Origin of the sequence: Curtobacterium sp. C1 (assembly GCF_021049325.1) — a bacterium.
Taxonomy (GTDB): Bacteria; Actinomycetota; Actinomycetes; order Actinomycetales; family Microbacteriaceae; genus Curtobacterium; species Curtobacterium citreum.
Window position 1 is genome coordinate 1,076,503 of record NZ_CP088076.1, and the last position, 24,159, is coordinate 1,100,661.

General features: G+C 73.6%; 20 protein-coding genes and 1 tRNA gene. 18 read left to right on the forward strand and 3 right to left on the reverse strand.

Features of this window, described 5'->3' with window-relative positions; genetic code table 11:
• Window positions 1-27 precede the first annotated feature (27 nt).
• The 15 genes from rplU (at window position 28) to LQK89_RS05340 (ending at window position 16,086) form a co-directional block, all read left to right on the forward strand.
• Window positions 28-336 (forward strand): 50S ribosomal protein L21, encoded by a 309-nt coding sequence (rplU, locus tag LQK89_RS05270; protein WP_058741645.1) that lies wholly within the window; start codon window positions 28-30, stop codon window positions 334-336.
• A gap of 14 nt (window positions 337-350) precedes the next feature.
• Window positions 351-602, forward strand: coding sequence for a 50S ribosomal protein L27 (rpmA, locus tag LQK89_RS05275; RefSeq protein ID WP_058741646.1), 252 nt, complete (start codon window positions 351-353; stop codon window positions 600-602).
• Between the two features lie 86 nt (window positions 603-688).
• Window positions 689-2,197 carry a GTPase ObgE gene (gene obgE, locus LQK89_RS05280; protein ID WP_174778603.1) on the forward strand — a complete coding sequence of 503 codons (1,509 nt, stop codon included), beginning with the start codon at window positions 689-691 and terminating at the stop codon, window positions 2,195-2,197.
• 7 nt (window positions 2,198-2,204) lie between these two features.
• Window positions 2,205-3,023 carry a glutamate 5-kinase gene (proB, locus tag LQK89_RS05285; protein ID WP_231050405.1) on the forward strand — a complete coding sequence of 273 codons (819 nt, stop codon included), beginning with the start codon at window positions 2,205-2,207 and terminating at the stop codon, window positions 3,021-3,023.
• Window positions 3,024-3,139: 116 nt separating this feature from the next.
• A complete protein-coding gene (locus tag LQK89_RS05290) occupies window positions 3,140-4,405 on the forward strand; it encodes a glutamate-5-semialdehyde dehydrogenase (RefSeq protein ID WP_141860745.1) in 1,266 nt (421 codons plus the stop codon).
• 44 nt (window positions 4,406-4,449) lie between these two features.
• Window positions 4,450-4,650: a hypothetical protein gene (locus LQK89_RS05295; protein WP_058741649.1), complete on the forward strand. Its 201-nt coding sequence runs from the start codon at window positions 4,450-4,452 to the stop codon at window positions 4,648-4,650.
• Window positions 4,651-4,661: 11 nt separating this feature from the next.
• A complete protein-coding gene (gene nadD, locus LQK89_RS05300; RefSeq protein ID WP_083519913.1) occupies window positions 4,662-5,261 on the forward strand; it encodes a nicotinate-nucleotide adenylyltransferase in 600 nt (199 codons plus the stop codon).
• 293 nt (window positions 5,262-5,554) lie between these two features.
• Window positions 5,555-6,736, forward strand: a complete 1,182-nt coding sequence (locus LQK89_RS05305) for a hypothetical protein (RefSeq protein WP_231050406.1) — start codon at window positions 5,555-5,557, stop codon at window positions 6,734-6,736.
• A 126-nt stretch (window positions 6,737-6,862) separates the two neighbouring features.
• Window positions 6,863-7,255 carry a ribosome silencing factor gene (rsfS, locus tag LQK89_RS05310; RefSeq protein WP_058741657.1) on the forward strand — a complete coding sequence of 131 codons (393 nt, stop codon included), beginning with the start codon at window positions 6,863-6,865 and terminating at the stop codon, window positions 7,253-7,255.
• A 121-nt stretch (window positions 7,256-7,376) separates the two neighbouring features.
• A tRNA-Ala gene (locus LQK89_RS05315) sits at window positions 7,377-7,449 on the forward strand.
• Between the two features lie 135 nt (window positions 7,450-7,584).
• Window positions 7,585-8,508: an aldose 1-epimerase family protein gene (locus tag LQK89_RS05320; protein WP_231050407.1), complete on the forward strand. Its 924-nt coding sequence runs from the start codon at window positions 7,585-7,587 to the stop codon at window positions 8,506-8,508.
• Window positions 8,487-10,004: an anthranilate synthase component I family protein gene (locus LQK89_RS05325; RefSeq protein ID WP_231050408.1), complete on the forward strand. Its 1,518-nt coding sequence runs from the start codon at window positions 8,487-8,489 to the stop codon at window positions 10,002-10,004. Before LQK89_RS05320 ends, LQK89_RS05325 begins: the two co-directional genes overlap by 22 nt.
• 109 nt (window positions 10,005-10,113) lie before the next feature.
• Window positions 10,114-10,971, forward strand: a complete 858-nt coding sequence (locus LQK89_RS05330) for a hypothetical protein (protein WP_231050409.1) — start codon at window positions 10,114-10,116, stop codon at window positions 10,969-10,971.
• Window positions 10,972-11,033: 62 nt separating this feature from the next.
• Window positions 11,034-12,662: a DNA polymerase Y family protein gene (locus LQK89_RS05335; RefSeq protein WP_174778599.1), complete on the forward strand. Its 1,629-nt coding sequence runs from the start codon at window positions 11,034-11,036 to the stop codon at window positions 12,660-12,662.
• A gap of 13 nt (window positions 12,663-12,675) precedes the next feature.
• Complete coding sequence (locus tag LQK89_RS05340) at window positions 12,676-16,086, forward strand: error-prone DNA polymerase (protein WP_231050410.1); 3,411 nt, start codon at window positions 12,676-12,678, stop codon at window positions 16,084-16,086.
• Between the two features lie 18 nt (window positions 16,087-16,104).
• On the opposite strand, the gene LQK89_RS05345 is transcribed toward LQK89_RS05340, so the two are convergent.
• Both LQK89_RS05345 and LQK89_RS05350 read right to left on the reverse strand, forming a co-directional pair.
• Entirely contained in the window at window positions 16,105-17,610 is a 1,506-nt protein-coding gene (locus tag LQK89_RS05345; RefSeq protein WP_174778597.1) for a sensor histidine kinase, read from the reverse strand.
• The gene (locus LQK89_RS05350) at window positions 17,607-18,284 is read right to left on the reverse strand and encodes a response regulator transcription factor (RefSeq protein ID WP_058741664.1); all 678 of its coding nucleotides are present in this window, start codon (window positions 18,282-18,284) and stop codon (window positions 17,607-17,609) included. Before LQK89_RS05350 ends, LQK89_RS05345 begins: the two co-directional genes overlap by 4 nt.
• 250 nt (window positions 18,285-18,534) lie before the next feature.
• Here LQK89_RS05350 and LQK89_RS05355 point away from each other — a divergent pair, with 250 nt between their 5' ends.
• Window positions 18,535-19,023 carry a hypothetical protein gene (locus LQK89_RS05355; RefSeq protein WP_231050411.1) on the forward strand — a complete coding sequence of 163 codons (489 nt, stop codon included), beginning with the start codon at window positions 18,535-18,537 and terminating at the stop codon, window positions 19,021-19,023.
• A 46-nt stretch (window positions 19,024-19,069) separates the two neighbouring features.
• Here LQK89_RS05355 and LQK89_RS05360 read toward each other — a convergent pair whose 3' ends face one another.
• The gene (locus LQK89_RS05360; RefSeq protein WP_144802127.1) at window positions 19,070-20,146 is read right to left on the reverse strand and encodes an FUSC family protein; all 1,077 of its coding nucleotides are present in this window, start codon (window positions 20,144-20,146) and stop codon (window positions 19,070-19,072) included.
• Between the two features lie 80 nt (window positions 20,147-20,226).
• Here LQK89_RS05360 and LQK89_RS05365 point away from each other — a divergent pair, with 80 nt between their 5' ends.
• Both LQK89_RS05365 and LQK89_RS05370 read left to right on the forward strand, forming a co-directional pair.
• On the forward strand, window positions 20,227-21,471 hold the full coding sequence (locus LQK89_RS05365) for an aminoglycoside phosphotransferase family protein (RefSeq protein ID WP_058741662.1): 1,245 nt from the start codon (window positions 20,227-20,229) through the stop codon (window positions 21,469-21,471).
• Between the two features lie 485 nt (window positions 21,472-21,956).
• On the forward strand, window positions 21,957-24,083 hold the full coding sequence (locus LQK89_RS05370) for a DEAD/DEAH box helicase (RefSeq protein WP_058741661.1): 2,127 nt from the start codon (window positions 21,957-21,959) through the stop codon (window positions 24,081-24,083).
• Window positions 24,084-24,159 lie beyond the last annotated feature (76 nt).

The following is a 24,159-nucleotide window of genomic DNA, read 5'->3' on the forward strand; positions in this document are numbered from 1 at the left end:
TCAAGCAGAGTACGTAAGGATTTCCACGTGGTTTACGCAGTAGTGCGCGCCGGCGGCCGTCAGGAGAAGGTCGAGGTCGGCACGATCCTCACGATCGACCGTGCCAAGGCCGACGACAAGGGCAACATCGACCTCGCCCCGGTGCTCCTCGTGGACGGTGACAAGATCACCTCGGCGGCTTCCGAGCTCGCCAACGTGACCGTCACCGCCGAGGTGCTCGAGGACCTCCGCGGTCCGAAGGTCGTCATCCAGAAGTTCAAGAACAAGACCGGGTACAAGAAGCGCCAGGGCTTCCGCGCTGAGCTCACCCGCGTCAAGATCACCTCGATCGCGTAAGGCGGGAGTAGAAGATGGCACACAAGAAGGGTGCGAGCTCCACTCGCAACGGTCGTGACTCGAACGCACAGCGCCTCGGCGTGAAGCGCTTCGGTGGACAGGTCGTCAACGCCGGCGAGATCATCCTGCGCCAGCGCGGCACCCACTTCCACCCGGGCGCCAACGTCGGCCGCGGTGGCGACGACACGCTGTTCGCCCTCTCGGCCGGTGCGGTCGAGTTCGGCACCAAGGGCGGCCGCAAGGTCGTCAACATCGTCAACGCGTAACACCGCGACGATCTGACTCTGCGGGAGGGGCGGGCCACGTGCCCGCCCCTCCCGTTCTTCGTTCTGCAGTACCTAGGAGTGGACCCATGGCGACCTTCGTCGACCGAGTGACCCTGCACCTCAGCGCGGGCAACGGTGGCAACGGCTGCGTGTCGGTCCGCCGTGAGAAGTTCAAGCCCCTCGCCGGACCCGACGGCGGCAACGGTGGTGACGGTGGCGACATCGTCCTCGTCGCCGACCCGCAGGTGACGACCCTGCTCGGCTACCACCGCTCGCCGCACCGTTCCTCGAGGAACGGCCAGCCCGGCATGGGCGACATGCGCAGCGGTGTGAGCGGCGAGACGCTCGAGCTGCCCGTCCCGATCGGCACCGTCGTGCACGACGAGGGCGGCGAGGTGCTCGCGGACATGACCGAGCCGGGCATGCGTGTCGTCGTTGCCCCCGGCGGTCAGGGCGGTCTCGGCAACGCCGCGCTCGCGACCACGAAGCGCAAGGCCCCGGGTTTCGCGCTCCTCGGCACCCCCGGGTGGGAAGGCGACGTCAGCCTCGAGCTGAAGACCATCGCCGACGTGGCCCTGGTCGGGTTCCCGAGTGCCGGCAAGTCCTCGCTCATCGCCGCGATCTCCGCCGCGAAGCCGAAGATCGCGGACTACCCGTTCACCACGCTCGTCCCGAACCTCGGCGTCGTCGAGTCGGGGGAGTCCCGGTTCACGGTCGCCGACGTCCCCGGCCTGATCGAGGGCGCGTCGGAGGGCAAGGGCCTCGGCCTCGAGTTCCTCCGCCACGTCGAGCGCTGCGAGGCGCTCCTGCACGTCATCGACTGCGCGACGCTCGACCCGGGTCGCGACCCGATCAGCGACCTCGACGTCATCCTCGGCGAGCTCGAGCGCTACCCCGTGCCCGAGGGGCAGACGCCCCTGCTCGAGCGCCCGCAGCTCGTCGCGCTGAACAAGGTCGACGTGCCCGAGGCCGCCGAGCTCGCGGAGTTCGTGACCGCCGAGCTCGAGTCCCGCGGCTACCGCGTGTTCCCGATCTCCACGGCCTCGCGCGCCGGGCTCCGCGAGCTGACGTTCGCGCTCGCCGACGTCGTCGAGCAGGCCCGTGCCGCACGCCCGGCCGCGCCCGAGCAGGAGCGCATCGTGCTCCGCCCGAAGGCCGTCGACGAGAAGCCCTTCACCGTGCGTGCGGAGGGCGGCGAGGAGCACCGCTTCTACCGCGTCCGCGGCGCGAAGCCGGAGCGCTGGGTCGTGCAGACGGACTTCACCAACGAAGAGGCGATCGGCTACCTGGCCGACCGGCTCGCGAAGCTCGGTGTCGAGGACGGCCTGTTCAAGGCCGGTGCCGTCGCCGGGTCCACCGTGGTCATCGGTGGCGACGGCGGCATGGTGTTCGACTGGGAGCCGACGCTCACCTCGACCGCGGAACTCATCACGAGTGCCCGCGGCACCGACGCCCGCGTCGGTGGTTCCTCGCGGCCGACCCGCAACGAGCGGCGCGAGGAGTACTTCGAGCGCATGGACGCCAAGGCCGCCGCCCGCGCCGAGCTCGAGCAGGAGCGCGTGTCGGGTCTCTGGGCCGACGACGACGAGGACTGATCCCCGCATGACCGACACGACCGCACGCACCGACCTCGGACCCGTCACCGGGCGGCAGGACATCCCGCGTGCGCGGCGGCTCGTGGTCAAGGTCGGGTCGTCCTCGGTCAGCGGGGACAACACGGGGCAGATCGCCGCCCTGGTCGACGCCCTGGCCGCGGCGCACGCCCGCGGGACCGAGGTGGTGCTGGTGTCCTCCGGCGCCATCGCCACCGGCTTCCCGTTCCTCGGGCTCGAAGGACGCCCCGACGACCTCGCGACCCAGCAGGCCGCGGCGGCGACCGGGCAGAACGTGCTGATGTTCCGGTACCAGAAGGAACTCGACCGGCACGGGGTGATCGCGGCGCAGATCCTGCTCACCGCGGGCGACCTGCAGAACCCCACCCACCGGGTGAACGCGCAGCGGGCCGTCGATCGGCTCCTCGCGCTCCGGGTGCTGCCGATCGTGAACGAGAACGACACCGTCGCGACCCACGAGATCCGGTTCGGCGACAACGACCGGCTCGCGGCGCTCGTCGCCCGCCTGCTCGGTGCGGACGCCCTGGTGCTGCTGTCGGACGTCGAGTCGCTCTACACGCGTCCGCCGGAGCACCCCGACGCCGAGCCGATCGACGAGGTCCCGTTCGGCGACGAGCTCGCCGGGGTGACCTTCGGGTCGATCGGCAAGGCCGGCGTGGGCACCGGAGGAGCGGGGACGAAGGTCGCCGCCGCGCGGCTCGCGGCCGAGGCCGGGACCGCCGTCCTGGTGACGGCGACGGCGCTCGTCGACCGGGCGCTGTCCGGCGAGCACGTCGGCACGTGGTTCCACGCGGGGCCGCGTCCGTAGGTCGGTCCGGCCCGGCGTCGGTCGGGTAGACCAGACGGGAGGCACGGGTCACCCCCGGCGTGACGGGTCGCGTCACCGGCCTGTCACGGGGGCAGGGGCCGCACTACGATCGTCCCATGTCGCTGACCGCAGCCGCCCCGACCCTGACCGACAAGCTCGTCGCCGCCCGCGCCGCGTCGTCGGCGCTCGCGACCGCGACGACCTCGGTCAAGGACCGCGCGCTGCGCGCGGTCGCGGAGGCGCTCCGTGCCGGGACCGCGGACATCGTCGCGGCGAACCACGGCGACCTCGTGGCGGGCGAGGCGGACGGGCTGTCGTCGGGCCTGCTCGACCGGCTCCGGCTCGACCCGGACCGCATCGAGGCGCTGGCCGCCGCGGTCGAGCACGTCGTCGGGCTGACCGACCCCGTGGGGGAGCAGGTCCGCGGGTCGCGGCTGCCGAACGGGCTGCAGCTGTCCCAGGTCCGCGTGCCGTTCGGTGTCGTCGGCGCGATCTACGAGGCCCGACCGAACGTGACGGTCGACATCGCGGCGCTCGCGCTGAAGAGCGGCAACGCGGTCGTGCTCCGTGGCGGGTCGGCGGCGCTCCGGACGAACGCGGTCCTGGTCGAGCGCATCCGGCAGGCCGTGTCGTCGGTGGGGCTGCCCGCCGACCTGGTCCAGACGATCGACGAGTTCGGGCGGCCCGGCGCCACCGAACTGATGCGCGCACGGGGGCTCGTCGACGTGCTCGTGCCCCGGGGCAGCGCGTCGCTCATCCAGACCGTCGTCACCGAGTCGACCGTCCCCGTGATCGAGACCGGCGCCGGGGTGGTGCACGTGTTCCTCGACGCCTCGGCACCCGAGGGCCGCGCGGTGGACATCGTCCTGAACAGCAAGGTGCAGCGCCCCAGCGTGTGCAACGCGCTCGAGACCCTGCTCGTGCACGAGCGAGCGGCCGATCGACTGCTGCCCGTGCTGGCCGACCGGCTCCGCGCCGCCGGGGTCACGCTCCGCGGTGACGACGCCACGCGGACGATCGTCCCCGGTGTCCTCCGGGCGACCGAGGCCGACTGGGCGACCGAGTCGATGGACCTCGACCTGTCGATCCGGGTCGTCGCCGACGTCGACGAGGCGATGGCGCACATCGCGCGGTGGTCGACGCACCACACCGAGTCGATCGTGACCGACGACGTCGACACCGCCGAGCGCTTCCTCGCCGAGGTCGACTCGGCCGTGGTGATGGTCAACGCCTCGACGCGGTTCACCGACGGCGGGGAGTTCGGCTTCGGCGCCGAGGTCGGGATCTCCACCCAGAAACTGCACGCTCGCGGGCCGATGGGCCTGCCCGAGCTCACGAGCACCAAGTGGATCGTGCGCGGCCAGGGACAGATCCGCGGCTAGACTGAGCGGCGTCTTCCCACCCGACCGAACGGAGCACCGGACCGATGACCTTCCTCGCTGCAGCTGCAGAGACCTCCTCCGGGGTGCCCGCGTTCGTGTTCCCGCTCTGCGGGGCGCTGTTCTTCACGTTCCTCGGCTTCGTCACCTGGAGCTTCCGCGACGTCGCGTACCGTCACTCGCACAAGTTCGAGGCCACCCGCCACGACGAGACGGGTGTCGACGAGTTCGGTCACACCAAGCACTGACCCCCGGCTCGATGCTCGAGAGCACGGGGCGCCCACGCATCGGCGTGATGGGCGGCACGTTCGACCCGATCCACCACGGGCACCTCGTGGCGGCGTCGGAGGTCGCGCGCGCCTTCGACCTCGACGAGGTCGTCTTCGTCCCGACCGGTCAGCCGTACATGAAGTCCGACGTGACGGACGCCGAGCACCGGTACCTCATGACGGTCGTGGCCACCGCGTCCAACCCGATGTTCACCGTGAGCCGCGTGGACATCGACCGCCCGGGGCCGACGTACACGGTCGACACGCTCCGTGACCTGCACGAGCAGCGACCGGACGCGCAGCTCGTCTTCATCTCGGGCGCAGACGCCGTTCAGCAGATCCTCGACTGGAAGGACCATGATGGCCTCTGGGACCTCGCGCACTTCGTCGCGGTCACACGCCCGGGTCACGACCTGAGCATCACCGGGCTGCCGGAACGCGACGTAAGCTTGCTCGAAGTCCCCGCGCTGGCGATATCGTCCACCGACTGCCGCGACCGGGTCAGGCGCGGGTTCCCCGTGTGGTACTTGGTCCCCGACGGCGTCGTCCAGTACATCTCCAAGCACCATCTGTATCGGAGCGTTGCATGAGTTCGTCCGACGCGCAGCCGCCACTGTCGCGGCGCCAGGCGCGCGAGCGGGAGCGTGCCGCCGCAGCGGGTTCGCAGCCCGTCACCCCTCCGCCGACCGTCGCCGCCCCCGACCGGACCGAGGAGCCTCGGCGTCGGCCCGGCTCGCACGTGGCGCCGTCGTTGAACGGTCCTGCCCAGCGACCGGTCCCGTCGGCGCCGGACTCGTCCGTTCCGTCCGCGCCGAACTCCTCCGTCCCGTCGGCGCCGATCGCTCCTGCGCCTGTGGGTTCCGCGCCGAGCCCGTCGGTGCCCGTGACCAGCGTGCCCGTGACGTCGGCGCCGGCGTCGGCGACCGAGATCGTCCCCGGGACCGGCGGCATGACGCGCCGGCAGCTCCGGCTCCTGCGCGAGGCCGAGGGCCAGGCCGTCCAGCCCGTCCCCCTCCGTGCGCCGACCCCGCAGTCGTCGGACCGGACCGTGCAGGACGTCATCGGGTCGGTCGACACCCTCGACCGCGGTGCCGACGGCGGGCGTCCGCCCGGCTCGGCGCCGCAGCCCGCCGTCGTGCCGTCCGACGGCCGCCGTGACGAGGAGTCCGCGACGGATCAGGTCGCCGAACCCGAGTCCGACGTCCTGGACGACGCCGCGATCGCACAGGCGACCGAGGCGGACGGCTCCCCGGACGCGCTCGAACCCCTCGGCGAGGCCGCCGCGCACGCCGAGGAACCCCGACGTCACCGGTCCACCTGGGCAGCGCACGACGACGAGACCCCTGCCGAGGACGGGTCGGTCGACGCCGCGCCCACCGCGGCGCCGTTGCCCGGGGTCCCCGCCGTCCCGAGCGTGCCGTCGTCCGCGACCCCCGGGGTCTTCCCGCTGTCGCTCGACGACGACACGAACGAGGTCCCGGTCCAGCAGCCGACCGTCACGAGCGACCCCGACGACGAGCTCGACGCCCCGGCCGTCCCCGACGCGTTCCGTCGGCCGGTCGAGCCGAAGCCCGTGACGACGGCGTTCGCCCCGCCGACCGGTCACTGGTCGCAGCTCGCGCACGACTCGAACGACGCCGAGGTCCACGACGAGGAGACCGGCACCCGCCGCGTCGCCGTGCACAACACGAACTCGATCGTCCTGCCCGACTCGGCCCTCGCGGACCCCACCGGTGCGCTGAACGCCACCGGCGAGGTCATCCTCACCGGTTCGATCGACCTGCCGGCGTCGCTGTCGTCGACCGGGTCGCACCGGCCGATCGACGGGGCCGAGGTCGACCGTCTGCTCGAACAGCACGACGAGCAGCCCGAGACGGACGCCAGCCCGGTCCGGGCCAGCCGTGCGATCTCGAGCCACACGTCGACGCGCCAGGTCGTCCTCGCGGCCGCGAAGCCCAAGGAGTCCCGCACGCCGGTGATCCTCGGCGTGACCGTGGGGGCCGTCGGCGTCGCAGCGGCGGCCGTGATCATCGTCGCGCTCGTCACCACGCACATGGGCGGCTGACCCAGCCGCCACCGTCCCGATCACCCACCCCGCTGCCCGGCCTGGCCGGTGTCGGCGGGGTGGCCTATGATCGGGTCCCATCACCGGGGCCCGCACACCGCGGGTCCGACCGACCGGAAGGACTCCGTGACCGCCTCCCCACGCGCACTGGAACTCGTACAGCTCGCGGCCACCGCGGCCGACGACAAGCAGGCCGAGGACCTCGTCGCCCTCGACGTGACCGGCCCACTGCAGCTCACCGACGTGTTCCTGCTCGCGACCGGCCGGAACGAGCGCAACGTGCTCGCCATCGCCGACGAGGTCGAGGACCGCCTGATCCAGGCCGGTGCCAAGCCCCTCCGTCGCGAAGGACGGACCGAGGGCCGCTGGGTCCTCATCGACTTCGGTGACATCGTCGTGCACGTCTTCCACGAGGAAGACCGTCAGTACTACTCGCTCGAGCGTCTCTGGTCGGACTGCCCGACCATCCCGCTCGAGCTGTCGGTCGACCAGACCGCGGCCGCCGACCAGTCGGCCTGAGCGTCACCCGCTCGCGACGCGCCCGGGTGACGAGGCCGATTTCGTCACCCGGCGTTCGCGTGGTGTACGCTTCCATGGTGCCTCCGGGAACGGGGACACGGAACAACAGCAACACCTGTACGGGTCTGTGGCGCAGCTGGTAGCGCACCTGCATGGCATGCAGGGGGTCAGGGGTTCGAGTCCCCTCAGATCCACCCGAACACACCACGGAACAACCCCGTCGCTCACGAGCGGCGGGGTTGTTCCGTTCCCGCCGCCCGTACCCGTGTCCGTGTCCATGTCCGTGCCCGTGTCCGAGGGCGTCCGGCGGCCCCACTACGCTGTTGCGCATGAGCAACGACGCGCCCCTGTCCGGATCCGCCCTGACGATCACCGCAGCCGGCTACACGGCCGAGATCGCCTCGGTGGGGGCGTCGCTCCGCACCCTCCGGTACGAGGGTCGCGACCTGGTCGTGCCGTTCGACGCGGACGAGGTCCGCCCGGCCTTCCGCGGCGCCGTCCTCGCACCGTGGCCGAACCGGGTCGTCGACGGTCGCTACACGTTCGGCGGGCAGGAGCACGAGCTCGCGCTGACCGAGCCGAAGCGGCACCACGCCCTGCACGGTCTCGTCGCGTGGACCGACTTCCGCACGGTGTCCCACGAGCCCGACCGGGCCGTCCTCGCCACCACGGTCGCCGCGCAGGAGGGCTACCCCTTCCGCGTGGAGGTCCTCGTCGCGTACCACCTCGACGCAGACGGGCTCCACACCACGATCACGGGCACGAACACGGGCGGTGCCGCAGCGCCGTGGGGGACCGGGCCGCACCCGTACCTGGTCGGCGGTGCCGGTCGGGTGGACGACTGGACCCTGACGCTGCCCGCCGCCCGGGTGCTCGAGGTCTCCGAGGACCGCCTCGTCCCGACGGGCCTCGCAGACGTCCACGACGCGTTCGACCTCCGCACCCCCACGCCCCTCGGTGACCGGTTCATCGACCACGCCTTCACGGACTTCGACCGCGACGACGCCGGCACCGCCACGATCGTGCTCACCGCCGCCGACGGACACGGGGTCCGCGTCGCGTTCGGTCCGGAGTGCCCGTGGGTCCAGGTCCACACGGCCGACCACGTCGTGCCCGAGTACCACCGCGCCGGCCTGGCCGTCGAGCCGATGACCTGTGCCCCCGACGCGTTCAACGCCGGCGCGGACGCGGGCCTCGTCGTGCTCGAGCCCGGTGCGTCCCACGCCGCCTCGTGGACGATCGCGGCGGTCTGACCGGAGCGCGGATCGTCGTCCGTCGGCTGACCGACGGTACGGGCACCGCGCCGGACCTCGGGGCGATGTGCGCCGCGACCCCGGCGGACGTCGTCTGGCTCGACTCGGCGCTGCCGGCCGGTGCGCCGGACACCGCCCACGAGCGCGCCCGCTGGTCGGTGGTCGCGTGCACGGACGGGCCGTTCGCGACGCGCTTCCGGCACGAGGACCGGCTCGCCCGGATCACCGTCAGCCCGGCCGCCGAGCGCTGGTTCGACGGGACCCGGACCGAGGACCGACCCGCCTTCGCGGTGCTCGCCGACCTGCTCGACCGGACGCCGCGGCTCGACGCCCCGGTGGGCGGCTGCGGCTTCGCGCTCGGCTGGGTCGGGTTCCTCGGCCACGAGCTCGGCCGCGAGGTCGACGGCCCCGACCGGACCGCCGACGGCCACGCCGACGCCGACCTGCGGTTCGTCGACCGGGCGGTCGTCGTCGACGCGCGCGGTGGCGCGTGGGCCCTCGCGCTCGTCGACCCGGCGGAGGCGGCGGCCAGCGCGGCGAACCGGGCGTGGCTCGACGCGGTGCCGGTGCCGGTGCCGACGACCGCAGCGGGACCGGCGGACGTCGCCACGATCCTCCCGTCCGGCACGGCGACCGGCCGCGTCCCGCGCGCCGCGTACGAGACGGCGGTCGAAGTCTGCCGTGCGGAGATCCGCGAGGGCAACGCGTTCCAGGTCTGCCTCACCACCGCCTTCGCGGTCGGCCTGGAGGCGCGGGTCGGGTCCGGCACGGACCCGCACCTGGACGAGTACCTGCGGCTGCGTACCGTCGACCCCGTCCCGTTCGGCGCGTACCTGCGACTCGGCCCGCTGCGGGTCGCGAGCCGGTCCCCGGAGCGGTTCCTGCGCATCGAGGCGACCGGGCGGGTCGTTGCGGAACCCATCAAGGGGACGCGTCCGCGCGACCCCGACCCGGAGCGGGACCTGGCGGTGCGGACCGGGCTCGCGGCGAGTGCGAAGGACCGCGCCGAGAACGTGATGATCGTCGACCTGCTCCGGAACGACCTGCTGCGTTCGGCGCGGCCGGGGTCGGTCCGGGTGGAGCGCCTGTGCGACGTCGAGACGTACGCGAGCGTGCACCAGCTGGTGTCGACGGTCACGGCGGTGCTGCCGGACGGGACGTCACGGGCCGAGGTCGTGCGCGCGGCCTTCCCGCCGGGGTCGATGACGGGCGCGCCGAAGCCGAGCGCGTCGGCGATCGCGGACCGGCTGGAGGGGGCGCCGCGCGGGGTGTACTCGGGGGCGATCGGGTACTTCTCGGCGGACGGCTCGGTCGACCTGTCGGTGGCCATCCGCACACTGGTGACGGTCCTCGACGACGCGGGCTCGGTGCGGACGAGGACGTTCGGGGCCGGGGGTGCGGTGACGTGGTCCTCGGTGGCGGCGGACGAGGCGGACGAGGTCGAGGCGAAGACGCGGTCGGTGTTCGGCGGGTTGGGGATCGTCGGGCGCTGGTAGGGGCGCGGGCGCGGGCGGGTGCGTGCGCGCGGGTGCGCTCGGGCGTGTCGAACGGGTGTTCGATCCGGTTGTCCACCGGATGTCGGACCCGGTTGACATCATCGAACACATGTTCGAATATGAGGGCATGCAGACGGCGGCGGCACTCCGGTCGCCCGGGTCCCCGCGGCAACCCCGGCGGGAGTCGACCGGGCCCGCCGGTGCTGCCCGCCCGGGCCGTGCTGACTCGGGCCGTGCTGACCAGGGCCGGGTCGACCACCTCGGGGACGCTCGTGCGGCGCTCGACCGCATCACCGCGCTGCGCTCCCGGGTCGCCGAGATGGAAGCCCCCCGGGTCGACGTGCAGGGTCTGCCCACCGCGTCGGCGCTGCGGCCCCTGCTGCCGGGCGGCGCGATCCGTGTCGGCGGTTCCTACGCCGTGCAGGAGTCGGTGCTGCTGGCGATGACCATGCTGCAGGCGGCCTCGGCCGAGGGGGCCTGGTGCGCCGTGGTGGGCGTGCCGTCCCTCGGGGTCGAGGCCGCGGCCGCGATGGGGATCGACCTCGAACGCCTCGTGCTCGTCCCCGACCCGGGTGACCAGTGGCTCACCGTGACCGCGGCGCTCGTCGACGTCGCGCAGGTCGTCCTCACCCGGCCGCTCGGGCGCGTGGTGCCCGGTGACGTCTCCCGGCTCGGGGCCCGGCTCCGCCAGCGCGGCGGGGCGCTCGTCGCGCTGGGGGCCTGGCCGGGCGCCGACGTCACGCTCCGGGTGACCGACTCGGTGTGGAGCGGCATCGGCGACGGCCACGGACACCTGACCGAGCGTCGGGCCACCGTCACGGCCTCGGGACGCGCGGGGGCCGGACGTCCGGTCAGCGCCGACTTGCTCCTGCCGGCGGCGGACGGCGCGGTGCGTGCTGCCGATCCGCTGGCGGCGGCCGGGGCGTCCGACACGCGGGTGCTCCGTCCGGTGGCGGTGGCCTCGTGAGTCCGCGCGGCAGCGGGCGCACCCGGACGACCGGGCCGCGCGTGGCTGTGCGGGGGAGCGGTGTGCCCGGGCCCGCGACCGTCCGGGCCGACGCCGTCGCCCGCGGCGGGGCCCTGCCGGAGCCCCCGCCCACCCGGACGGTCGTGCTGTGGTGCCCGGACTGGCCGGTGATCGCCGCCGCACGGGCAGCGGGGACGCCACCGGACCAGCCGTTCGCCCTGGTGGTGCACGGGCAGGTCTTCGCGAGCTCCGCCGCTGCCCGGCAGCAGGGGGTGGTCCGCGGGCTGCGGGTGCGCGAGGCGCAGGCACGCTGCCCGGAGCTCGTGGTGCAGCCGTACGACGACGCGCTCGACCACCGGGCGTTCGAACCGGTGATCCGCGCGATCGAGGCGGCCGTCCCCGGGGTCGAGGTCCTGCGACCAGGCACGGTGGCCCTGCGCTCCCGCGGCCCGGCGCGGTACTACGGCGGCGAACGCGCGGCGGCCGCCACGCTCGCGGGCATCGCGGCCGACCACGGGGCGCCCGGGGTGCGTGCCGGGGTCGCCGACACCCCGTTCGCCGCGGAACAGGCCGCCCGGGCCCGCCCGGTGCGCCCCGGCGAACGCGTGCGGATCGTGCCCGTCGGGGGATCCGCGGACTTCCTGGCCGACCTGCCGCTCGGAGTGCTCGGCGACCCCGACCTGGCGATGGTGCTCGGGCGGCTCGGCATCGCGACGCTCGGAGCGTTCGCGACACTCGGCGACGAGCAGGTGCGTGACCGGTTCGGGGTCGCCGGCGCCTTCCTGCACCGGCTCGCGGGCGGGCGCGACCCTCGCGAGGTCGCCTCGCGCGCGGTGCCCCCCGAACTCCGGGTCGAGGCGTCGTTCGAACCGCCGCTCGACCGCGCCGACCAGGTCGCGTTCGCGTTCCGACGGTCGGCGGACGACTTCGCCGCGCGGCTGCGGTCCGCGGGGCTCGTGGCGACGACGATCCGGGTCGGCATCGTCGACGAGCGCGACCTGTTGCTCGAGCGGACCTGGGTGCACCCCCGCTGGTTCGACGCGGCCGACGTGGTCGACCGGGTGCGGTGGCAGCTCGCCGGCGGGGTCGACCCCTCCGGGCTCGAGGCACCGGTGGTGCAGGTCGTGCTCGAACCGGTCGCGGTGGACGACGCCGCGAACCACGAGCGCGGGCTGTGGGGGACCGGTCCCGACGAACGCGTGCACCACGCCCTGGCCCGCGTGCAGGGGCTCGTCGGGCACGACGGGGTCGTCACACCGCGGATCGGCGGGGGCCGCACGCTGGCCGAGCGCGTCGTGCTCGTGCCGTGGGGCGACGCGCCGGTCGGGGGCGAGCGTGCCCTGGCGACCGTCCGTGACCGTCCCTGGCCCGGCAGGCTCCCGGGACCGCCACCGGCGACCGTGCTCGAACGACCGCGCCCGGTCGACGTCGTCACGGCGGACGGCGGCACCGTCGACGTGGACGACCGCGGGGCGCTGACCGGAGCCCCGGAGCGGTTCCGGGCCGACGGGGAGCGCGGCGGCGGCTTCGCGTCGGTGACGGCGTGGGCAGGACCGTGGCCGCTCGTCGTGCGCTGGTGGGAGTCGGGCGGTCGTCGACTGCACCGTCTGCAGCTCGTCGACGAGGGCGGCCGGGCGTGGTACCTGGTGCTCGCCGACCACCGCTGGTGGGCCGAGGCGGTCGCGACGTGACGGAAGGTGCCTGATGGGCTACAGCAACCCACCCATCCCGTGGTCGCAGTTCGAGCGCGCGCTCTCCGACAAGCGCCCGGACGCGGCGCACGCCGGTGACGGCGGCGACAGCCCCGCGTGGTCGCGGAAGCGCTCCCGCTACGTCCCGCCACCGCCGCCGTCCGACGACGGCGAACCCGTCGTGCCGTACGCCGAGCTGCACGCGCACTCGACCTTCAGCTTCCTCGACGGTGCGAGCGGACCGGAGCACCTGGTCGAGGAAGCGGCGCGCCTGCACCTGCACGGGCTGGCGCTGACCGACCACGACGGGTTCTACGGTGCCGCCCGGATGGCAGAGGTGGCCGAGGCGTACCCGACCGTGTCGACGGTCTACGGCACCGAGCTGTCCCTCGGGCTGACCGGGCCGCAGAACGGCGTCCCCGACCCCGAGGGCACGCACCTGCTGTTGCTCGCGGACGGTCAGGACGGCTACCACCGGCTCGCCGGGGCCGTGACGCGCGCGCACCTGGCCGCCGGCGCCGAGAAGGGCCGGCCGCGGTACGACCTGGACGACCTCGCGGCGCAGGCGGACGGGCACTGGCGGGTCCTCACCGGCTGCCGCAAGGGGACGGTGCGGCAGGCCCTCGAACGTGGGGGCGAGTCCGCTGCGGACGAAGCCCTCCGGGCGCTGCTCGACCGGTTCGGCACCGCCGGGGTCGTCGTCGAGCTCACCGACCACGGCGATCCGCTCGACACCGCCCGGAACGACGTCCTGGCCGGGCTCGCAGCGCGGCACGCCCTGCGGGTCGTCGCGACCGGGAACGTGCACTACGCCACCCCCGACCGGTTCCCCGTGGCCACCGCCCTCGCCGCGGTGCGTGCACGGCGTAGCCTCGACGAGATCGACGGGTGGCTGCCGGCTGCTCCGACCGCGCACCTGCGCTCCGGCGCCGAGATGGCCAGGCGCTTCGCCCGGTACCCGGGAGCGGTCGCGACGAGCGTCGAGCTGGCGGACGAACTCGGCTTCCGACTGCGGACGGCGAAGCCAGGGCTGCCCGACGTCGAGGTCCCCGAGGGGCACACCACGATGTCGTGGCTCCGGGAGCTCACCTGGCGCGGGGCCCGCCGGTTCTACCCGGGCAGCGCGGACGGCGTCGACCCCGTGAAGCGCGAGCGCATCGAACGCGAGCTCTCCGTGATCGCCGACAAGGACTTCCCGGGATACTTCCTCATCGTCCGTGACATGGTCCAGTTCGCCCGCGAGCGGGGCATCCTGTGCCAGGGGCGCGGGTCGGCGGCGAACTCGGCGGTCTGCTACCTGCTCGAGATCACCGCGGTGGACTCGATCCGCTACGGGTTGCCGTTCGAACGGTTCCTGTCGGCGATGCGCGACGAGGAGCCGGACATCGACGTCGACTTCGACTCGGACCGCCGCGAGGAGGTCATCCAGTACGTCTACGACAAGTACGGCCGGTTCAACGCCGCGCAGGTCGCGAACGTGATCACCTACCGGCCGAAGGGCGCGGTCCGGGACATGGCGAAGGCCCTCGGGCACAGCCCCGGGCAGCAGGACGCCTGGTCGAAGCAGGTCGAGCGCTGGGGGTCGGTGACCGAGAGCCAGGACCACGACATCCCGGACACGGTCGTCGACATGGCGCAGCAGGTCCTCGGGTTCCCGCGGCACCTCGGCATCCACTCCGGTGGCATGGTGCTGACCGACCGTCCGGTAGGCGAGGTCGTGCCGATCGAGCACGCCCGGATGGACGGTCGCACGGTCCTGCAGTGGGACAAGGACGACTGCGCGTTCATGGGGCTCGTGAAGTTCGACATGCTCGGCCTCGGCATGCTCGCGGCCCTGCAGTACTCGTTCGACCTGGCGGCCGAGCACTGCGGGGAGCGGTGGGACATGCACTCCATCCCGAAGGAAGAGCAGGGCGTCTACGACCAGCTGTGCCGCGCGGACACGATCGGGGTGTTCCAGGTCGAGTCCCGGGCGCAGATGGGCACGCTGCCCCGGCTGCTGCCGCGGCGGTTCTACGACCTGGTGATCGAGGTCGCCCTCGTCCGACCGGGGCCGATCCAGGGCGGCGCGGTGCACCCGTACATCCGTCGGCGGACCGGCGAGGAGCCCATCACCTACATCCACCCGTCGCTCGAACCCGTGCTCGAACGGACGCTCGGGGTGCCGCTCTTCCAGGAGCAGCTCATGCAGATGGCGATCGCGGTCGGCGGGTGCTCCGGCGACGACGCCGACCTGCTCCGTCGTGCGATGGGGTCGAAGCGGGGCCTCGAGAAGATCGAGCGACTGCGCGAGAAGCTCTACGCCGGGATGGCGGCGAACGACATCCACGGCGAGGACGCCGACGCCATCTACGCCAAGATCCAGGCGTTCGCGAACTTCGGGTTCGCCGAGAGCCACTCGATCAGCTTCGCCCTCATCGTGTACGCGAGCGCGTGGATGCGCCTGCACTACCCGGGGGCGTTCCTCGCCGCGCTGCTCCGCGCCCAGCCGATGGGGTTCTACTCGCCGCAGACCCTGGTGGCGGACGCCCGGCGCCACGGTGTGCAGGTGCTCCGACCCGACGTGCTGCGCTCCGGGGTCGACGCCACGCTCGAGGCGCTGGGCGACGCCTCCGGGGCGACCGGCGACGACGCGTGCACGGCGGAGGAGCAGCCTCCCGTGCTGCCGTTCGACCCGGCGACACCCGACGACACCGCACGGCACCGTCGCGACGGCGCGTACGCGGTCCGGCTCGGGCTGGCCGAGGTCGCCTCGCTCGGCAGGCGGAGCGCCGAGGCGATCGTCGCCGAGCGCACCGCGCACGGACCCTTCACGGACATGTCCGACCTGGCCCGGCGGGTCCGGCTGACGACCGCGCAGCTCGAGGCCCTGGCCGCCGCCGACGCGTTCGCCGGCCTGGGGATCGACCGGCGGAGCGGGATGTGGTCGGCCGCCCAGGCCGCGGCCGAGCGTCCCGACCAGCTCCCGGGCACGCAGGTCACGGTGCAGCCGCCGCTGTTCGGGCAGATGACGAGCGGTGACGTGCTCATCGCCGACATGTGGTCGACGGGCATGACCACGGACGACCACCCGGTGCGGCACGTCCGGGATCGGCTGGTCGCCCGCGGGGTGCTCAGCGTGCAGGACACCGCGACGGCGGAGACCGGGCGCCGGGTGGAGGTCGGCGGCATCGTCACACACCGACAGCGTCCGGCGACGGCGTCCGGCATCACGTTCATGAACGTCGAGGACGAGACCGGTCTCGTGAACGTCATCTGCAGCGTCGGCGTGTGGGGACGGTACCGCCGGGTCGCGCGGGAGTCACCCGCGGTCGTGGTCCGCGGGATCCTCGAGCGGTCGCCGGACGGGGTGGTGAACCTGGTCGCCGACCGGATCGAGCACCTGCCCCTGGCGGTCCGGACGCGCTCGCGGGACTTCCAGTGACCGGCACCCGGCCGGAGGTCAGCCGCGCGATGCCGGCTCGTGGACGGCGGGGATGCGGATGGTGACCTCGAGACCACCGGAACGGACGTTGCGGAGGGCGGCCGTGCCTCCCGCCCGTTCCGCGATGGCGCGCACGATCGCGAGCCCGAGGCCGGAGCCGCCCGGCATCGGGACCGCGCCGGTCGCGGGGTCCGGGTCGGGGCGCGAGGTGCGTGCCTCGTCCGGACGCGTGAAGCGGTCGAACGCGACCGGGATGAACGACTCGGGCACACCGGGACCGTCATCGGTGACCTGCAGGACCCCCTCGGTCCCCTCGGTGCGCCACGATACGAACACGCCGCCGCCGCGGGGGAGTGCCGCGACGGCGTTGCTCGCGGTGTTCGTCACGAGCTGGGCGATGCCCCCGGTGTCGAGTCGGTAGCGGGGCTCGTCCGTGCCGCCGGCCGTCGACGGGGGCTCGAGCTCGAAGTCGACCGTGACGTCCTTCGTCGAGGCGATGAGCCGCACGCGGTCCACGGCGGCCATGACCTCGTCACCGAGGTCCGTCCAGGCGGCGAGCGGTGGCGGTCCGCCGTCCTGTTCGCGGCGCTCGGACTCCTCGATGCGGGACAGGGTGAGCAGGTCGTTCGCCAGGCGGGACAGCCGGGCCACGCTCCGCTTCGCGCGGTCGATGTGCGCCGCGAGCGCCGTGGCGTCGTCCGCGTCGAGCGACGCGAGGTCGAGCTGCGTGGTCAGGATCGCGAGGGGCGTCCGGAGCTCGTGGCTCGCGTCGGACACCATCTGCCGCTCACGCTCGGTCGCCTGGCGGGTGCGCGCGAGGAACGCGTTCAGGGTCGTCGCGAGCGAGGCCAGCTCGTCCTGTGCCGGACCGACCGGCAGTTCCGCGCGCTCGGGCGCGACGGAGAGCCGCTCGGCCTCGCGGCGCATCCGGTTCACGGGACGGAGCGCCGTCGTCGCCAGGACCCAGGACGCGATGCCGAAGGCGATGAGGATCGCCAGGCCGGTGAGCGACAGGGTCGTGGTGAGGTCGTCGACGACGATGGCCTCGGCCTGCGAGTTGCGTGCGGCGACGACGGTCCACCGCCCGGCCTGGTTCACGGGGTGCTCGATGACGACGCGGTACTCGGACCCGGCGACGTCGACGAGCGACGCCCCGGCCGGCCGTGCGGTCAGGCTGCCGAGGGCCCGCTCGACGCTCTCGGGCATCGTCGACAGCCGGATGTCACCGGACGGGGCGACGACCGCGACGAGCTGCAGGTTGCCCGGGGCCGACAGGTCCGGGTCGCTGTCGACCTCGAGGGTGGCCACGTACGGGTCGACGTCGGCGTCGAGCAGCGTCCGCGTGGCGCTCGCGACGACGCTGACGACCTGGAAGCGCATGACGAGCACGAGCAGCAGGATCACCACGGCGGCGATCGCCGTCGAACCGATCGTGATGCGCGCCCGCAGCGAGAGCACCCGGAGGGGCCGGGGCAGGCCGCGCCCGACGCGGCCGACCCCGGAGACGGGTGCCGACCCGGTCACGCCCCGAGCAGGTCGAGCCGGTAGCCGCGGCCCCGGACGGTGGAGATGGCGACCGTCGCCTCGTGCGAGGTCAGCTTCTTGCGGAGGTACGAGATGTACTGCTCGACGACGTTCGGGTCGACGTGCTGCGAGCCGTCCCAGACCTCCTCGAGGATCTTCGGCCGGTCCACCACGGTGCCGACCGAGCGGGCGAGGAGCCGGAGGAGCGCGAACTCCGTCGGGCTCACGGCGACGCGCTGGCCCTTGATCGAGACCCGGCGGGCCTCGGAGTCGATGGAGACGTCCCCGACCTCGATCGTCCGGGGCGCACCCGCGCTCTCGCGGCGGCCGAGTGCGCGGAGCCGCGCGGTGAGCTCGGCGAAGGCGAACGGCTTCGTCAGGTAGTCGTCGGCACCGGCGTCGAGCCCGAACACCCGGTCGTCCACGGCGTCGCGGGCCGTCACGAGCAGGATCCGCACCGGATCCTCGCGCTCGCGGATGCGGCGGGCGAGCTCGAAGCCGGACATGCCCGGCATCATCACGTCCACGACCGCGAGGTCGAAGCCCTGCTCGCCGAGGGCGATGAGCGCCTCGACCCCGTTCTCGACCGCCGTGACGCGGTACCCCTCTGCCGCGAGCCCACGCTCCATGAGCGCGCGCATCTCGTCGTCGTCCTCGACCACCAACAGGCGCATGATCGACCTCCTCTCGGCCCATCGTGGCATCGAACGGGGCAGTCGGGGCGGTACCGGCCCCGGAGTCGCTGAATCTCGTCACATGATCGCCCCGGAGGCACCTGGGAACGGGGGTCGCGGCGCGCCCCGAGGCCCGCGGACGAGGGCAGAACGGTCTGTCCCGCGGAGTGGGGTGGTGAAACCCCTACAACGCGTTGCTATGGTTCCCCCGGACGCGGCGTACCCGACGCAGCGTCCGAGTGGGGGCACCATGAACGACCAGTCGGACCACCCGGCCTTCGTCCGCCTGCGTGCGGAGCTCGACGCGGCCTGGGACGGCCTCGACGTGCTCGGCGAGCTGGAGGACGGTGGGCGCGAGCGTGTCGTCGCCGACCTGTTGACGAGCGTCCCGGACGCCGCGAGCCGCGCGGCCCGGGAGACCGATCCCGAGGCGGTCGTGGCGGAGGTGCGTCGCCGGCTCGTGCCGGACGCGCCGACGAGCGACCGGGCACCGGGGGAGCCGGGGCTGCGCGACGACCTCGTGCGCGCCGCCCTCGCGGCAGCCACGGCGGCGGAGCCGACGAGCACCGACCTGGCGAACTCCGGGCCGACGGGCGCCGACATGACGCGCGCCGAGCCGACAGCTGTCGAGCCGCCGAGCGACGAGCCGACGAACGCGGGCCCGGTCCGGGCGGACCTGCCCCGCGTCGCGACGACGCTCGTCGACGGGCCGACGCACGCCGAACGCGCCGACGCCTGACCTGCGCCCGAGCCAGGCTGCAGGCAACGGGCGCGCTGCGCCCGCGTCAGTCGTCCTCGCCGAGCAGCTCCTCCCGAACGCGCCGGATGTCCTCGAGCAGTGCGCCGATGAGCACCCAGTGCTGCGAGTTCGGCCGGACCACCCGCAGCGGTGCCGTGAGTGCCGGCGCGGCGGCCTCGGCCGGGTCCGGTCCCTCGTCGAGCGCCGCCGTGCCGTCCGGGGCGTCGATCCGGGTCGCCTCGACGCGGGCGCTCAGCGCACGGACGTCCGCGCCGATCCGGGCGACCTCGGTGGCGATGCTCCCGACGACCGGGTCGGAGCGGAGTCCCGGCGCGGTGTTGTCCCGGATCGCCCGGGTCATGCCGGTGACCCGCGTCACGAGGACCCGCAGGTGCTCGGCGACCGCGACGTCCCGCTGCAGGATCGTCCGGTGCCGTCCGCCCCGGGGATTCATGGTGAGCGACTCGCCGGCCGCGGTGAGCGAGGCCTCGGCCCGGGCGTGCTGCTGCCGGAGCGCCCGCGCCTGCAGCAGTGCCTCGTGCCACCGGTCGGCGTCCCACCCCTCGGTGAGCCCGATCGCGATCCGCTCGAACGCCGCGGCGGTGTCGCGTGCGAGCCGCGCGACCGCGAGGTGCGCCGGCTCGAGCAGCACCGGCGGGACGATGAGTGCGTTCACCACGAGCGCGACGACCGCGCCGATCACGGTCTCGAGGATCCGGTCGGCCGAGTAGTTCGGCGTGACCACCCCGGCGGTGAGCACGAGCATGCCGCTGATGCCGACCTGGGTCGCGGACGTCGGGGTCAGCCGGAGCGCCCAGCTGAGCAGGATCGCGAGCACGATGACGACGAGCACGACCCACACGGCGTCGCCGAGCCACAGGTGGAACCCCGTCGCGAGCACCACCCCGAGCACGACGCCGGCACTGCGCTCGAGGCCCTTCACGAAGGACTGGTTGATGCTGGGCTGCACGACGAGCAGCGCGGCGATCGCGGCGAACGTCGGGAACGGGCCGTCGATCACGAGCCGGCAGAGCAGCACGGCGGCGACCACCGCGACCGCGGTCTTCACGACCTGCAGGAACGGGGTCCGGCTGGAGCTGCGGAGTCGCGAGACCGGGTTCACGTCGACCACGCTAGCCACGAGCCGCACGCCGAGCCGTGCACGATCGCGACGAATCCGCACCGGCGCGGTTGACTGGTCCCGTGTGGCCCAACCATGAGCGCGTCATCCCGCAGGCCTTCGCCGGCTCCGGGACCTCGGTCGTGGCCGCACGGGCGCACTCCGTCGAGCCGTCCGGCAACGGGTACCTGTACGGCTACGAGGTCGACACCGTCGACCGCGCCGGCCAGCGGTCGACCGTCCTGACCTACGTCGACACCGGCGGGGCCCACGACCAGAACAGCGCCATCGTCACCGACCCGGCGACCGGCGACCCGGTGTCCGTCTGGGCGTACCCGAACGACCCCGGCCTGCCGGTCCTGCCGCAGGTGACCTACCGCGACGCGGTGGCCGAGCTCCTCGGCGGCATCGGCATGCCGGTCACCGACCCGACGCTCTCGGTCGCCGCCTACCGTCCGGGCAAGCGCGCGGTGGTCCGTGTCGACGCCCCCGAGCGCACCCTCTTCCTGAAGATCGTCCGCCCGCACCGCGTCGCCCCGATCGTCGAGTCGCACGAGCAGTTCGCGGCGGCCGGGCTCCCGGTCCCGCGCGTGCTGTCGAGCCGCGGCGACGGGCTCCTCGTCCTCGAGCGCATCCGCGGCGTGCCCGCCGGCAGCCGCATCACCGAGATCGCCGACGACCCGCGCTTCGTCGCGTCCCTCGCGGCGCTCACGGGACGGATCGCGACGGTGCCGATGACGCAGCAGGCCCGTGCGGACGCGATGGACCACGCCGACTGGCACCGCCGGACCCTCGTCGCCGCGCTGCCGCAGGACGCGGTCGAGATCGACGCGCTGTACGACGACATCGGTCGCCGCTCGATCGGGTGGGGCAGCGCGCCCCGGCAGGTGGTGCACGGGGACCTGCACCTCGAGCAGGTCTTCGTCGACGAGGACGAGCCCTGGCGCATCTCCGGGCTGCTCGACATCGACACCGCCGGCTGGGGGTTCCCGGTCCGGGACATCGGCGCCGTGGTGGCGCACCTCGTCGTCACGGGGTTGTGGCACCGGTCACGCGGCGACGCGGAACGGGGTGCCGCGGCCGAGCGGCTCGCCGACGCGGTCGCCCGCGACTGGGTCGCGCGGAACCCTGCCGAGTCCGACCGCATCGGTCCGGCGATCGGTGCGCAGCTCCTCGCGCACGCCGGTGGGCAGGCGACGACGGGCTCCGCGAACGGCATCGCCACGGCCCAGCAGCTCATCGCTGCCACGCGTGCGGCGCTCGCCGAGGCGGCTCCCGCGCTGCCGTCGGACGGGCTCGTCCGTCCGCGGTCGGCCCCCCAGGTCTGACAGGCGGTCGGCCCGCCGGGCAGGGTCGCGGGTCGACACGGCGACGGACGGGAGGCGCGTGGCGGCACCGCCACGCGCCTCCAGTCCGGCCCCTGGTCGCCCACGCGACGCGCGCGGGTCGCGTGGAGTCGCCGGTGTCGGCGGTGCGGGAGTAAACTGCCCAGAGCACGCACCGCGTGCCCGCGTGCTGCGTCGATTCCGGATGCGGCGGTCGGTCGCTTGACCGACGCGGGGACCGGATCCGTGACCGCCCAGCAGGGCGTCGCGTGCGTGCGACGGCGCCGGATCCCGGCGCGGACCGTCGTGCCCGACACCGAGTGGTGTCACGGCGGAACGGTCCGCGGGACTCCACCGGACGTCCCGAGGCGGGACCGGCGAACGAGCGGGCCAAGGTGGCCCGTGGACCGGAGCCGCGCCAGGCGCCGGTCGATGACTTCCCGCCACGACGGCGGCTCGCCCGGACACGGGCGGAACAAGGAGGAGCGTTGGCTCGATCAGGCACCCGGCGTGCAGCCGGCGGGACGCGGACCGCGTCGCGTCGGACCAGGCCGCTCGACAACGACGGCGTCATCCCGGTCCTCGCACGTGCCGTGCGCGAGGTCGAGGCGGCCGCGCAGCGCGGCCCGCTGAAGGCGTCGAACCGGTCGAAGTTCCAGGCCGTGGCCCTGCTCATGCGCGAGGAGCGCGCACGGGTGAAGGCCGACCAGGAGCTCACCGACGCGCAGCGCGCGGAGCAGCTGAAGCGGCTCGACGGCGTCGCGACCATCCTCGCGAAGACCGCGGCCCGGGACACGAGCGTCATCCAGCTGCTGACCGAGGAGGCCTCCGTCAGCGAGGCGACGCGGACCGTCAAGCGGGACATGATGATCGCGGGCGGCATGGAGCTGCAGCCCGAGGAGCTCGTCATCGCGGCGGAGCCGTCGCCCGTGGTCGAGAGCCCGGTCCGTTCGGTCGTGCCGCAGGCCGTCGTACAGCGGCAGCTCGCGAACCCGTTCCTGCCGCCGGACTTCGCGCTCGCCGACCAGCCCGTCGCCCACCCGCGACGCCTGGCGAACTGGGAGCTGTTCGGTCCGCTCTTCAAGTCGTTCGAGTACGGCGCGGGCGGGGGCGCGGCGTCGATGCCGCTGCCGGAGCCCTCGACGCTGCACTCGAAGTCGGGCACCACGCTCATGAAGCACCAAGCGGAGCTCGTCGCCGCCGCGTCGCACGGCCACCGCACGTTCCTGCTCGCCGACGAGCCCGGCCTCGGCAAGACCGCGCAGTCGCTGCTCGCCGCCGACGCCGCGGACGCGTTCCCGCTGCTCGTGGTCGTGCCGAACGTCGTCAAGACGAACTGGGCACGCGAGGCCGAGCGCTGGGTGCCGAACCGACGCGCGACGGTCATCCACGGCGACGGCGGCGACCTGGACGGGTTCGCCGACATCGTCATCGTGAACTACGAGATCCTCGACCGGCACGCCGGGTGGCTCGGGTCGTTCGGGTTCAAGGGCATGGTCGTCGACGAGGCGCACTTCATCAAGAACAAGGAGTCGCAGCGCTCCCGGTTCGTGCTGCAGATCGCCGAGAAGATCCGGTCGCGGGTCGCGGCGCCGCTGCTCATGGCCCTGACCGGCACACCGCTCATCAACTCGGTCGAGGACTTCCGGACGATCTGGGAGTACCTCGGCTGGATCGACGACAAGAAGCCCCGCGCGAAGCTCATGAACGAGCTCGAGGACATCGGCCTGACGCCGGCTGACCCCGGGTTCTTCGTCGAGGCGCGGAAGGCCGTCATCGACCAGGGCATCGTCCGGCGCCGCAAGGTCGACGTCGCGGCGGACATCCCCGCCCGACGCATCGCCGACATCCCGGTCGAGCTCGACGGCGAAGAGGGCCGCTCGATCCGCGACGCCGAGCGGGAGCTCACCGCGAAGCTCGTCCGCCGGTACCACCAGGCGCTCGACGCCCGGACCGGGCAGGACCCCGTCGTCGGCATCGACCACAAGCTCGTCCGGCAGGTCGCCCGCTGGGAGCTCGAGGACCAGGACGCCTCGTCGACCGGCGAGAACGTGTTCTCGATGGTGCGGCGCATCGGCCGTGCGAAGGCGCAGCTCGCGGCGGACTACGCGGCGCAGCTCGCCTCGAACGTCGGCAAGGTCGTGTTCTTCGCCAAGCACCTCGACGTGATGGACCAGGCGGAGGAGGTCTTCGCGCGCCGGCACCTGAAGACCGCGACCGTCCGCGGCGACCAGACGCCCGCGCAGCGCACGGCCGAGATCGACGCGTTCGTGAACGACCCCGAGGTCGCCGTGATCGTCTGCTCGCTCACCGCGGCCGGTGTCGGCCTGAACCTGCAGGTCTCGTCGAACGTCGTGCTCGCGGAGCTGTCGTGGACGAGCGCCGAGCAGACCCAGGCGATCGACCGCGTGCACCGCATCGGGCAAGAGGAACCGGTCACCGCGTGGCGCATCATCGCCGCGCAGACGATCGACACCAAGATCGCCGAGCTCATCGACTCGAAGGCGTCCCTGGCCGCTCGCGCGCTGGACGGCTCGGACGAGGAGCTCGTCGACTCCGGCGACATCCAGCTGGACGCGATGGCGGCGCTGCTCACGGAGGCGCTCTCGCGCTGAGCCCTTCGCGGTGCCCCGCGGCCGCGGCGCGGCCGCGGCGCGGCTGGGGCGTCGGCTGCCGTCGAACCACGAAACC